This is a genomic window from Trinickia camelliae (assembly GCF_053525655.1).
In genome coordinates, this window is the sequence record NZ_JBCHAA010000009.1 from 97,949 (window position 1) to 110,620 (window position 12,672).

Genomic DNA, 12,672 nt, shown 5'->3' on the forward strand with positions numbered 1-12,672 from the left:
CAGCGCCTCCACAGGACACCCTCGACCGATCCGCATGAAACTCGCCGACTCGCCACCGCTCTCCACCGCCGACGCGGCCAAATCCGCGCCGAAAGCGCGCATCCGCTTCGGCATCGTGCTGTTGCCGAACTTCACGCTGACGGCGTTTTCGGGCTTCGTCGACATGCTGCGCCTGTCCGCCGACGAAGGCGACTACAGCAAGCCCGTGCGCTGCTCATGGAGCGTGATCGGCGACACGCTCGCGCCCGTGCGCGCGAGCTGCGGGATTCAGGTGACGCCTTGGGAAACGTTCGAAACGTACGATAGCGCCGCCGAGCCGTTCGACTACGTCGTCGTGGTCGGCGGCCTGCTGCACTCCGGCCCGCAGGCAAGCGACGCGACGCTGCGCTTCATCCAGCGCGCCGCGCGCGGCAACACGAACCTGGTCGGCATCTGCACAGGCGTGTTCGCGCTGATGCGCGCGGGCGTGCTCGATGGCCACCGCATCTGCGTGAGCTGGTTTCACTACTGGGATTTCGTCGAACGATTTCCGGCGGTCAGCACCGATGCGCTGATCGCCGACCGCCTCTTCGTGATCGACCGGCGGCGCATCACGTGCTCGGGAGGACGCGCGTCGATCGACGTCGCGGCGGCGATTCTGCTGCGCCACTTCGAGCACGCCACGGTGCAAAAGGCGCTGCGCATCCTGCTCGTCGGCGAGATGCAGAAGGGCAACGCGCCGCAGCCGCATCCGCCGGGGCTCGAGCCCGCGACGCATCCGAAGGTGAAACGCGCGATTCTGCTGATGGAACAGCATGTGGGGCGCTCGCTGCCGCTCGAGGAACTCGCGTGCAAGCTCGATTTGTCGGCGCGTCAGTTGGAGCGGCTCTTCAAGGCGGAGACGGGGAAAAGCCCGCAGGTGTTTGCAAAGCAGGTGCGGCTGCGCACGGCGGCGTGGCTTCTGACTAGCTCCGATCGGACCGTCGCCGATATCGCATCGAGTTGCGGGTTCTCCGATGCGTCGCACCTGGGGCGCGAGTTCCGCAAGCAGTACGGCGTGCCGCCCGTGATGTTTCGGGAGCAACAAGGCAAGACCGAAGACGACGCGCGTTCCCAAGACGAAAGCTGCGCGTTGACCGGCGGGCTTTACTAAAGCGAGCGCCCCCGCGATCCTTCTGCTCGCGGGGGCACATCACTTCCGCCTGAGGGCGAATTCGCCTCAAGGCGTGCCGCTGAACTGCGTCGTCTTCAGATAGGTGCTCGCTCCCGTTTGCAGATTGAAGCCCAAGGCCAGCAGGTTGGAAATCGTCAGCTTGAGCCGTTGGCTGCTAAAGGCCGGCAACGTGCTGACCGGGAACGTCACCGTATGCGTGCCGCCGACACAAACCGCGAGCGGCTCGGAGACGGTGGCGAGCGTGGTGGCCGAACCGCCCGACGAGTCGGTTTCCTGCAACGTGTAGCTCAGGCCGACCCCGATCCCCACCGTGCAGGGAATGGTCAGCGTGAACGCGGCGCCCGTTTGCGAAGACCCCGTCATGACCGGATCGGTCAGCCAGCTCAGGCTGCTCAGCACGCCGAGGAAGAGCGTCGAACTGGTGGCGGGCGCGGTCTGCGTGGCGGCATAGCTGCCGTCGATCTGCGCAACGTCGTTGCCGTGGAGATAGAACTGCAGCGTATGCGGCGTGCCTTGAACGTTCACCGTCCGCAGGAATCCGGGATACTGGCCGACAGCCACGGTGGCCGTCACCGCGTTGGTGGACGTGCTGAAGACATACACCTGGTTCTTGGTGACGTCGCCGACATAACCCACCGTGCCGTCCGGACTCAAATCGATGCCGAGCAGCGAATCGCTGCCGGTGTTGATCGTCGCAGTCACCGTGTTGCTTGTGGTATCGAACACGCTGACCGCCCCATTTCCCTGTGCGATGTACACCTTGGAGCCGTCACTCGATACCGCGAGCCCGTACACCGATTGCCCGATCGAAACATTGGACGTTACCTCGTTGGTGGCCGTGCCGATGGTCACCAAGTTTTGGGCCGTACTGACGTACACCTTGGTGCCGTCCGGGCTGATACGAATATCCTGAACCGGTTCACCCGTCGAAAATATCTGGAACTGCGATGTAAACGTGGCCGTGTCAACCACGCTTACGACGAACCCGCCGCCGCCGTAGAGCGTCTTGCCGTCCGGCGTAATGACAAGCCCCTTCGAAACATCGTTGTTCGTTGAATAGCTGGTGAGGGCATAGGTGGAGGCATTGATCACGGAGATCGTATAGTTCACCGTGGTAACGTCTCCAGACGTCGTCAAGGTAGTGCCCCCAACGTAGACAAGCTTGCCATCCGAGGTCACCGTAATATCGTTGGCTCCCCCCGGCACGCTAATCACCTTGGCGACAGTTTGCGTCGCCGTATTGATGACGGAAACGGTATTGTCCGAGGCATTTGCGACGTAGACATACTGTCCGTTCGACGAAGCCGCAAGGCGAAGCGGGCCACTGCCGACATTGATAGTGGGACCGGCAGCGTTATTAGCCTGGCTGATTACCTGAACCGTATTGGAATTTAGATTCGGCACATAAACCAAACCCGCGGCATTTGCGCCATGAGCCGCGCCCAATGCCAATACCAATCCTGTCAGCCAGTTCATAAAGCCGCGTCTATTCCCGCGGCAAATTTGTCGCAATAACGTAATCACGGGCACCCTCCGGCAATTGAGATTTACTGCTTCAGGAATGGATTTACGACATCACGCTCCGCTAGAAATCGTCTAACAAATCTAGGAGCCCATTTCATGCAGATCAAGCGCCCCAGCAATGAATCTTATTTATTACCGGCTCTTTCGGAATAGCAGCGTAGAAGACGGTTCTGTATCAAAACCAAATTTCAAACAAATCGCTCAGCACCCAAATAAATTGCGGAGCGATTATTTAATGCGTCATCGATACTTAATAGACGTGGATTAATCGAATGGCGGACATTGCGAATGTCTTTAACGTTTTCATCCAGGCGGACGTCGTCCTACGGGTTTCTCCTGGGTTAAGCATGAACTCTCAACTTGTATGATAACCACACAACCCGTTACGCCCGACCCATGTTCGAGAAAATCCCCGCCCGCGCGATGAGCGACTCCGTCGCGCAGCAACTGCTCGCGCAGATCGACAAAGGCAGCTTCGCCGACACTGGCAAGCTGCCGTCCGAAGCGGTGCTGTCGCAGGAATTCGGCGTCAGCCGCACCGTGATCCGCGAGGCCATCTCGCGCCTGAAGAACGAAGGCGTGGTCGAGGCGCGTCAAGGCAGCGGCGTGTTCATCGCCGGCAAGAGCGGCGTGCGGCCGCTGCGCATCGACTACGCGGAGGCGGCCGACGGCGAAGCCGTGCTGCAGATCCTCGCGCTGCGCCGCGCGATCGAGGCGGAGGTGGCCTCCGAGGCCGCAACGCATCGCACCGATGCCGACCTGGCCGTCATCGATGCCGCCCTCGCTCAAATCGACACCGCAGTCGCCGAAGGCCGCGACGGTGTCGCCGAAGACGTCGCGTTCCACCGCGCCATCGCCGAAGCCACCGGCAACCCCTATTTCCTGAAGACGCTCGCCTTCCTCAATCAGTACCTGGAGGCGGGCGTCCTCGTCACGCGCACGAACGAAGCGCGCCGCGAAGATTTCTCGCGCCAGGTGCGCGAGGAACACGCAGCGATCGTCGCGGCGATCCGCGCGGGCGACCCGATGGCCGCCCGCAACGCCGCCCGCACCCATATGTACAACGCCGCCCGCCGTCTCGCGGAAGCCGGCATTTGCTGACAACCTGTGGCGCTCGCGGCAAGGCAAAGCCAGCCGGAGCGCCCTACTTCTGAGGTCATCCCTATGTCGAGAAACATCGGAGTCATCGGCCTGGGCGCCATGGGGCTCGGAGTCGCGCGTTCCCTGCTGCGCGCGGGCTTTCGCGTCCACGCCTGCGATCTGCGCGCCCACGTCGTGGAGTCGTTCGCGGCCGAAGGCGGCATCCCGTGCATCAGCCCCGCGGAGCTCGGCTCACGCTGCGAAGTCGTCATCACGCTCGTCGTCAATGCGGCTCAGACCGAGGCCGTGCTGTTCGGCGAATTTGGCGCCGCCGCGCGCATGAAGCCAGGCGGCGTGGTAATCGCGAGCGCGACCGTCTCGCCCGACTTCGCGGTCGCGCTCGGCAAGCGCGTGGAGGCGGCCGGCCTGCTGATGCTCGATGCGCCCGTCTCGGGCGGCGCCGCGCGCGCCGCATCCGGCGAGATGACGATGATGACGTCCGGCCCGGCCGCCGCCTACGCCGCCTGCGAAGACGTGCTCGCCGCGATCGCGGGCAAGGTGTACCGGCTCGGCGGCGCGCACGGCGTCGGCTCGAAGGTGAAGATCATCAACCAGCTGCTGGCCGGCGTGCACATCGCGGCGGCCGCCGAGGCGATGGCGCTCGGCCTGCGCGAAGGCGTCGATGCGGATGCGCTCTATGACGTCATCACGCACAGCGCCGGCAACTCGTGGATGTTCGAGAACCGCGTGCCGCACATCCTGTCCGGCGACTACACGCCGCTTTCCGCCGTCGACATTTTCGTGAAAGATCTCGGCCTGGTGCTCGATACGGCGCGCGCGTCGAAATTCCCCTTGCCGCTTTCCGCCGCCGCGCATCAGATGTTCATGATGGCCTCGAGCGCCGGCCACGGCGGCGAGGACGATTCCGCCGTCATCAAAATTTTCCCCGGCATCGATCTGCCGGCCGGTCACTGATTTCGCGAGCTTTCTGTCAATGAGTACTCCCTACAGCAGTCCACGGCCGCTCCTCGGCTGCATCGCCGACGACTTCACCGGCGCCACCGATCTCGCCAACATGCTCGTACGCAACGGCATGCGCACGGTGCAGACGATCGGCGTGCCCGCGTCGTCCGAACGCATCGAGGCCGACGCGCTCGTCGTCGCGCTGAAATCGCGCACGATCCCCGCCGCCGATGCGGTCGCCCAGTCGCAACAGGCGCTGGCATGGCTGCGCAGGCAAGGTTGCCGTCAGTTCTTCTTTAAGTACTGCTCGACGTTCGACTCGACGGATGCCGGCAACGTCGGTCCCGTCGCGGATGCGCTGCTCGACGCGCTCGCGATCGGCGACGACCGCGGCTTCACGATCGCCTGCCCGGTCTTTCCGGAGAACGGCCGCACGTTGTACCGCGGGCACCTGTTCGTCGGCGATACGTTGCTCGACGAATCGGGCATGGAGAAACACCCGCTCACGCCGATGACCGACGCGAATCTCGTGCGCGTGCTGCAGAAGCAGACGAACTCGAAGGTCGGGCTGATCCGCTTCGACACGGTCGCGCAAGGCGTCCCGGCCGTGCGCGAGCGGATCGCCGCGCTGCGCGCCGAGGACGTGCGCATCGCGATCGCCGATGCGCTCACCGACGACGATCTGCGCGTGCTCGGCGAAGCATGCGCCGACCTGCCGCTCATCACCGGCGGTTCGGGCATCGCGATTGGCCTGCCCGGCAACTTCCGGCGCGCCGGCCTCTTGGCGAAACACGGCAACGCGGCCAAGGTGCAGGCGATCGACGGGCTGTCGGCCGTGCTGTCGGGCAGCGCGTCGACGGCCACGAACTCGCAGGTCACCGCCTGGCGAGGCTCGGGCAAGCCGCACTTCCGCGTCGATCCGCTCGCGGTCGCGCGCGGCGAGCCGGTAGTCGAGGCCGCGCTCGCATTTGCACGCGAGTATTTGCACGGCGCGAATCCGCAGCCGGTGCTGGTCTACGCGACCGCGACACCCGAAGAGGTCAAGCGCGTGCAACAGGCGCTCGGTATCTCGCACGCAGGCGAAATCGTGGAAGCCGCGCTCGCCTCGATCGCGCGCGGGCTGCACGAACTCGGGGTGCGCAAGTTCGTCGTCGCGGGCGGCGAGACGTCGGGCGCCGTCGTCCAGGCGCTGCGCGTGAAGGCGCTCGTGATCGGCGCGCAGATCGATCCGGGCGTGCCGGCCACGGTCACCATCGGCGACGAGCCGCTCGCCTTCGCGCTCAAATCGGGCAACTTCGGCGGCGTCGATTTCTTCGACAAGGCGCTACGCCGTCTTAGCGGAGCCGCATGATGCAAGCCGTCGACCGAAGCGAAGCCAAGCTGCGCGAAGAGATCTGCACCGTCGGGGCGAGCCTGTATGCGCGCGGCCATGCAGTCGGCAGCGCGGGCAACATCAGCGCGCGGCTTGCCGACGGCTGGCTGATCACGCCAACCGACGCGTGCCTCGGCCGTCTCGACCCCGCCGAGATCGCGAAAGTCGATCTCGCGGGCAACGCGGTGTCGGGCAGCAAGCCGTCGAAAACGCTCGCGCTGCATCGCGGCATCTACGCGAACAACGCCGAGGCGCGCGGCATCGTCCATACGCATTCGACGCATCTCGTCGCACTGACGCTGCACGGCGTCTGGCGCGACACCGACGTGCTGCCGCCGATCACGCCCTACTACGTCATGAAAGTCGGCCATGTGCCGCTGATTCGCTACCGGCGTCCCGGCGATCCGCAGGTCGCGGAGGAAGTCGCGGCGCTCGCGCCGAACGTGCGCGGCGTGCTGCTCGAGCGGCTCGGACCGGTGGTCTGGGGGCCGTCGGTCTCGCAGGCGTCGTTCACGCTCGAAGAACTCGAGGAGACGGCGCGCTTGTGGCTGATGTCCGACCCGAAGCCCGCGCCGCTCGACGAAGCCGCGCTCGACGACTTGCGGCGCGCGTTTAACGCGCGCTGGTAGCCAGCGCCGCGCGAACAGCACGCCGCGGCTCGTGAACTCGTGAACCGCTGATTCACCTCGCCTGGAGAGACAACCATGCCTCGTTTCGCTTCCAACCTGACGATGATGTACAACGAACACGCGTTCCTCGACCGCTTCGCCACTGCAGCCGCGGACGGTTTCAAGGCCGTCGAGTACCTGTTCCCCTATGACTTTCCCGCAGCCGAACTGAAGGCCCGCCTCGACGCGCACGGCTTGACGCAGGCGCTCTTCAACGCACCGCCCGGCGACTGGGCGGACGGCGAGCGCGGCATCGCCTCGCTGCCGGGCCGCGAAGACGAGTTCCGCCGCAGCATCGATACCGCCCTCGACTACGCGAGCGTGCTCGGCAACGACAAGATCCACGTGATGGCGGGCCTGATCCGCCCTGAGCAATCGCGCGAGCTGCATCGCGACGTCTATCTGCGCAATCTCGCGCACGCCGCGCAGGCGGCGCGTGCGCACGGCATCACGGTCGTGATCGAGCCGATCAACACGCGCGACATTCCCGGCTTCTTCCTGAACCGGCAAGACGATGCGCAAGCGATCTGCCAGGAAGTCGGCGAGGCGAACCTGAAGGTGCAATTCGATTGCTACCACTGCCAGATCGTCGAGGGCGACCTCGCCGTGAAGCTCAAGCGCGATATGCACGGCATCGGCCATATCCAGATTGCCGGCGTGCCCGAGCGGCACGAACCGGATATCGGCGAGCTGAATTATCCGTACCTGTTCGGGTTGATCGATGCGCTCGGGTACGACGGCTGGATCGGCTGCGAATACCGTCCGCGCGCGGGCACGTCGGCGGGCCTCGGCTGGCTCAAGCCGTATCTGTGATTCGCTTTAGAACCAAGGATGCGACATGAAAGTCTTGATTACCGGCGGCGCCGGGTTTCTCGGCCAGCGCCTCGCGAGCGAATTGCTCAAGCGCGGCGAAATCGGCGGCGCCGATGGCAAGCGCGAGCCAATCAGCGAGCTCGTGCTGCTCGATGTCGTAAAAGGCGCTGATCTCGGCGACGCGCGCGTCGCATCGCTCGTCGGCGATATCGCTGAGCGCAGCGTGCTTGAAAACGCCATCGATACCGATACGGCCGCGATCTTCCATCTCGCCGCGATCGTCAGCGGTCAGGCCGAAGCCGACTTCGATCTCGGCATGCGGATCAATCTCGATGCGTCGCGCTTGCTGCTCGACGTGTGCCGCGCTCGCGGCCATTGTCCGCGCGTCGTATTCACGAGTTCAGTCGCGGTGTATGGCGGCGACCTGCCTGACGTCGTTCAGGACGACACCGCGCTGAACCCGCAATCGTCGTACGGCACGCAAAAGGCCATCGCCGAGCTGCTGCTGTCCGATTACACGCGGCGCGGCTTCGTCGACGGACGCGTCTTGCGCCTGCCGACCATCAGCGTGCGTCCCGGCAAGCCGAACGCGGCGGCATCGTCGTTTGCGAGCGGCATCGTGCGTGAGCCGCTGAACGGCGAAGCTGCTGTGTGTCCGGTGCCGGGCGAGACGAAGCTGTGGCTGCTGTCGCCGCGCGGTGCGATCGAAGCGCTGATCGCAGGCTATGAGCTCGACGGCACGGCGCTCGGCAACCGGCGCGTCGTGAACCTCCCCGGCATTTCGGTGAGCGTGAATGACATGGTCGAAGCGCTGCGCGAAGTCGCGGGCGAGGAAGCGGTCGCGCGCATCCGCTGGGAGACCGACGAGCGCGTCGTGAAGATCGTCGGCAGTTGGCCGGGCAGTTGGAACACGGCCCGTGCTGAAAAGCTCGGACTCAAGGGCGACAAAAGTTTTGCCGACGTGATCCGCGCTTACATCGAAGACGAAAAAGGTTGATGCCTCACTGAACGGCACGGCGGCAGCGACGTCGTTAATGATTGGCTCGCCGTGCGCCGCGATTACGCGTCGATTCGCGACCTCGCCTGTCCCACCGACTCGCGCATCACGACGCTCACCGGAAAAGTCCGCTCGATTGGCCAGTTCGTGCCGTAGCACTGGTTGATGAGCCAGCGCACCGCATTGCGAGTGAGCTCGGCCGTCGGAATGTGCACCGACGTCAGCGCGGGCGCCATGTACGCCGCCGAGTAGTCGTCGTCATAGCCGATCACCGACACGTCGCGCGGCACGGACAGACCCGCCTGGTGCAGCCGCGCGAGCGCACTCATGGCCATCGTGTCGTTCGCGCAGAACAAGCCGGTAAAGCGCCGCTTCGTGTCGAGCAGCGTCTGCGCGGCGGCATAGCCGCCTTCGGGGGAAAAGTCCGACTCGATGTGCAGCACGGTTTCGCGCGCAATGCCGTGACGCGCGAGCTCGGCAAAGAACCCGTTCAGGCGCGCTGCATTGTCCGGCGACGAAGCCGGCCCGCCAATCACCGCGATCTCGCGATGCCCATGCTCGACGAGCGTGCGCGCCGCCAGCTCGCCGCCCTTGACGTGATCGGCGCAAAACGATGCCTCCGGCATCCGGTCGAACACGCGGTTCAGGAACGCCATGCGCGGATGAAGGCTGTGCAGCATGACGAGATCTTCGTCATGCAGGTCATGGCTGATCACCACGACGCCGTCGCAATCGCGGCCAATCAGGAAGCGCACAGACTCGATCGCCTGCTCGCGCGGCGAGGCCTGCTCGCAGCCGGTCGCCACCACGACGTGGCGATGCACGGCGCGCAGTTGCGCATCGGTCTCCCTGAGGATCGTGCTGTAGTACGAACCGAAGAACGTCGGCACAAAGATACCGATGATGCCGAGCGACTGCGTGGCCATCGCGCGGCCGATCGACGACGGACGAAAGCCGAGCTGCCCGATCGCCGCCTGCACGCGCGCAGCCGCTTCGGCCGATACCGGTCCCTTTCCGGAGATCGCCCGCGAGGCTGTCGACAGGCCCACGCCGGCAAGCGCCGCCACGTCCTTCAAGGTTGCCAAGTCCCGCTCCTCACCTGTTTCACTATCGCCCCGTGCGCTTACAGCCGCGCGCCTGTCTCGCCGTCGAATAGGGACACCTGCGCGCCGTCCAAGCTGAACGGCACCGCGGCGCCGTTCGCGAGCGGCGTCTTGTCCTGATCGATCGACGCGATCTGCGCGCCATGATAGTCGAGCCACACGACGCGGTGATTGCCCATCGGCTCGATCAGCGCAAGGCGTCCCTCCCATGCCGTTTCACCCGCTCGCACGGCGAGCGCCACACGCACGTCCTCGGGGCGCGCGCCCAGCACGCACGGACGGCTGAAGTCCGGCGCGCCGCGGAACGCATAGTGCGTGACGTCCACGGCGAGATGCGGCGTGCGGAACCACAGCTTGCCCTCGTCAGCGTGCAGCGTGCCGCGCAGCAGGTTCATCGAAGGCATGCCGAGGAAAGTCGCCACGAACAAATTGTCGGGATGCGCATAGACCTCGGCCGGCGTGCCGAACTGCTGGATCACCCCGCCCTTCATGACGGCCATGCGCGTGGCGAGCGTCATCGCCTCCACCTGGTCGTGCGTCACATAGATCATCGTCGCGCCCAGTCGCTGGTGCAGTTGCTTGAGCTCGCGGCGTAGTTCGGTGCGCAGTTTCGCATCGAGATTCGAAAGCGGTTCGTCGAAGAGAAACACGTCGGCCTCGCGCACGAGCGCGCGCCCGATCGCCACGCGCTGGCGCTGGCCGCCCGAAAGCTGAGCAGGCTTGCGCGCGAGCAGCGGGCCGAGTTGCAGCATGTCGGCCGCGCGCTTCACGCGGCGCTCGATCTCCGCCTTCGGCGTGCCGTTGACGCGCAAGGCGAACGACAGGTTGCGCTCCACGCTCATGGTCGGATAGAGCGCGTACGACTGGAACACGAGCGCGACGCCGCGATCCTTTGGATCGGCCCATGTCATGTCCTCGCCGCCGATCTCGATGCTGCCGTCGGCCACGTCGATGAGCCCCGCGATGCTGTGCAGCAGCGTGGACTTGCCGCAGCCCGACGGGCCCAACAGCACCACGAATTCCCCGCCGCGCACATCGAGATCGAGATCCTCGATCACCGTGTTCGCGCCCAAATCGATGCGCAGGTTGCGCACCGCCACGTTAGCCAGATTCGCCATCGCTTGCTCCTAGCAGCCTGCTAACCCTTAGCCTTTTACCGCGCCCGACGCGATGCCGCGCACGAACCAGCGTCCCGATACGAAGTAAATCGCGAGCGGCACGAGCGACGTGAGGATGGTCGCGGCCATGTTCACGTTGTAGAGGCGCTCGCCGGTCGTCGTGTTGATGATGTTGTTCAACTGCACCGTCATCGGCAGATTCTTCGCGCCCGCGAACACGAGCCCGAGAATGAAGTCGTTCCAGATACCCGTCACCTGCATGATGATCGCGACGACGATGATCGGCACGGACATCGGCAACATCAGTTGCGCGAAGATGCGCCAAAAGCCGCCGCCGTCGATGCGCGCGGCCTTGAACAGATCCTCGGGCAGCGACGCATAGTAGTTGCGGAACAGCAGCGTCATCACGGGCATGCCGAAGATCGTATGAATCAGGACGATGCCCGGCAGCGAGCTGAACAGGTGCGCGAAGGCCAGCATGCGCACGAGCGGATAGACCATCACCTGCACGGGGATAAACGCGCCTGCCAGCAGGATGCCGAACAGCAGGCCCGCGCCGCGCGGCCGCCAGAACGAGAGCGCGTAGCCGTTCACCGCGCCCACGGCGATCGAGAAAACCGTGCTCGGCACGACGATGCGCACCGAGTTCCAGAAGCCCACGCGAATGCCGCCGCAGTCGAGCCCCGTGCATGCCGACGCCCAGGCGCCGCGCCACGGCGCGAGCGTGACATGCGCCGGCAGCGCGAGCAGGTTGCCGAGGCGGATCTCGTCCATCGGCTTGACCGACGTCACGAGCATTACATAGAGCGGCAAGAGGAAGAACAAGGCGGCCGTGAAGAGGAACGCATAGACGCCGAGACGCGCCGGCGTGAAGCGCGAGCGCCGCTTCGGCGCGCGCTTCGGGCGCGGCGTGAGCTCGAGCGAACCGCCAGACAGCGTGCTCATCGACGGGCCTCCTTCAAGGCTGCGCGGCTGCGCGCGTAGAAGAACGGCGCGAGAATCGCGAGCACCGTGGCCAGCAGCACGATCGATGCCGCCGACGCGAGCCCGATGTTGGCGCGATTGAACAGGTAGTCCATGATGAACTTCGCGGGCACTTCGCTCGCGGTGCCGGGACCGCCCTGGGTCATCGCGACGACGGCGTCGTAGAGCTTCACGACCATCACGAAGAGCAGCACGAATGCCGTCGAGACCGACGTCCGCAGCATCGGCACGACGATGCTCACGTAGACGCGCCAGCGCGGAATGCCGTCGAGACGCGCGGCCTTCCAGATCTCGTCGTCGATGCCGCGCAGGCCCGCGAGCATCAGCGCCATCACGAGGCCGGAGGCCTGCCACACCGTCGCGATCACGAGCGTGTAGATAGCGAAACGCTGCGAGACGATCCAGTCGAAGCGCGCGTGCGTGAAGCCCAGATGATGGAGCACGGACTGCACGCCGAGTTCGGGATTGAGGATCCACTGCCAGACGAGCCCCGTCGCGACGAACGACATCGCATACGGATACAGGAACACCGTGCGCAGCGCGCCCTCGGCCACGACGCGCTGATCGATGAAGATCGCGAGCAGCAGCCCGATCACGAGGCAGGCGACGATGAAGCACACGCCGTAGATCGCGAGATGCTGCAGCGAAACGATCCAGCGGTCGTTCTCGAAGAGCCGCACGTACTGCGTCGCGCCTGCGAACGTGTTGGTGGGCAGCGAGCGCGAATAGCTCATCGAGACGCGCAAGGTCCACAGCATCGTGCCCAGGTACGCGAAGACAACCGTCGCCACCATTGGCACGAGCGCAATCCACGCGGCGAGCGACAGACGCCGCCGCGCGGGCCGCAGCGCCCGCGCCTGCCGTCGCGCGTGGGGCAATTTCAGGGCGTACACGGTG

12 protein-coding genes are annotated in these 12,672 nt (G+C 65.2%); 7 read left to right on the plus strand and 5 right to left on the minus strand.

Annotation, left to right across the window (positions count from 1 at the left end):
* The first annotated feature begins 34 nt into the window (after positions 1-34).
* A complete protein-coding gene (locus AAHK20_RS16620; RefSeq protein WP_449182580.1) occupies positions 35-1,132 on the plus strand; it encodes a GlxA family transcriptional regulator in 1,098 nt (365 codons plus the stop codon).
* 66 nt (positions 1,133-1,198) lie between these two features.
* On the opposite strand, the gene AAHK20_RS16625 is transcribed toward AAHK20_RS16620, so the two are convergent.
* Positions 1,199-2,629 carry a YncE family protein gene (locus AAHK20_RS16625; protein ID WP_449182581.1) on the minus strand — a complete coding sequence of 477 codons (1,431 nt, stop codon included), beginning with the start codon at positions 2,627-2,629 and terminating at the stop codon, positions 1,199-1,201.
* A gap of 444 nt (positions 2,630-3,073) precedes the next feature.
* Here AAHK20_RS16625 and AAHK20_RS16630 point away from each other — a divergent pair, with 444 nt between their 5' ends.
* From AAHK20_RS16630 to denD, 6 genes are all read left to right on the plus strand, one after another.
* Entirely contained in the window at positions 3,074-3,778 is a 705-nt protein-coding gene (locus tag AAHK20_RS16630) for a FadR/GntR family transcriptional regulator (RefSeq protein WP_449182582.1), read from the plus strand.
* Between the two features lie 63 nt (positions 3,779-3,841).
* Complete coding sequence (gene ltnD, locus AAHK20_RS16635; RefSeq protein WP_449182583.1) at positions 3,842-4,732, plus strand: L-threonate dehydrogenase; 891 nt, start codon at positions 3,842-3,844, stop codon at positions 4,730-4,732.
* Between the two features lie 19 nt (positions 4,733-4,751).
* The gene (gene otnK, locus AAHK20_RS16640; RefSeq protein ID WP_449182584.1) at positions 4,752-6,071 is read left to right on the plus strand and encodes a 3-oxo-tetronate kinase; all 1,320 of its coding nucleotides are present in this window, start codon (positions 4,752-4,754) and stop codon (positions 6,069-6,071) included.
* On the plus strand, positions 6,071-6,721 hold the full coding sequence (otnC, locus tag AAHK20_RS16645; protein WP_449182585.1) for a 3-oxo-tetronate 4-phosphate decarboxylase: 651 nt from the start codon (positions 6,071-6,073) through the stop codon (positions 6,719-6,721). Before otnK ends, otnC begins: the two co-directional genes overlap by 1 nt.
* Before the next feature lie 75 nt (positions 6,722-6,796).
* Complete coding sequence (gene otnI / locus AAHK20_RS16650) at positions 6,797-7,573, plus strand: 2-oxo-tetronate isomerase (protein WP_449182586.1); 777 nt, start codon at positions 6,797-6,799, stop codon at positions 7,571-7,573.
* A 25-nt stretch (positions 7,574-7,598) separates the two neighbouring features.
* On the plus strand, positions 7,599-8,570 hold the full coding sequence (gene denD, locus AAHK20_RS16655) for a D-erythronate dehydrogenase (protein WP_449182587.1): 972 nt from the start codon (positions 7,599-7,601) through the stop codon (positions 8,568-8,570).
* A 62-nt stretch (positions 8,571-8,632) separates the two neighbouring features.
* On the opposite strand, the gene AAHK20_RS16660 is transcribed toward denD, so the two are convergent.
* The 4 genes from AAHK20_RS16660 to AAHK20_RS16675 are packed head-to-tail and all read right to left on the minus strand — an operon-like array spanning position 8,633 to position 12,668.
* The gene (locus tag AAHK20_RS16660; RefSeq protein WP_449182588.1) at positions 8,633-9,655 is read right to left on the minus strand and encodes a LacI family DNA-binding transcriptional regulator; all 1,023 of its coding nucleotides are present in this window, start codon (positions 9,653-9,655) and stop codon (positions 8,633-8,635) included.
* A gap of 38 nt (positions 9,656-9,693) precedes the next feature.
* Positions 9,694-10,791 carry an ABC transporter ATP-binding protein gene (locus tag AAHK20_RS16665; RefSeq protein ID WP_449182589.1) on the minus strand — a complete coding sequence of 366 codons (1,098 nt, stop codon included), beginning with the start codon at positions 10,789-10,791 and terminating at the stop codon, positions 9,694-9,696.
* A 27-nt stretch (positions 10,792-10,818) separates the two neighbouring features.
* Positions 10,819-11,736, minus strand: coding sequence for a carbohydrate ABC transporter permease (locus tag AAHK20_RS16670; RefSeq protein WP_449182590.1), 918 nt, complete (start codon positions 11,734-11,736; stop codon positions 10,819-10,821).
* Positions 11,733-12,668: a carbohydrate ABC transporter permease gene (locus AAHK20_RS16675; RefSeq protein ID WP_449182591.1), complete on the minus strand. Its 936-nt coding sequence runs from the start codon at positions 12,666-12,668 to the stop codon at positions 11,733-11,735. The genes AAHK20_RS16670 and AAHK20_RS16675 overlap by 4 nt, the downstream gene beginning before the upstream one ends.
* Positions 12,669-12,672 lie beyond the last annotated feature (4 nt).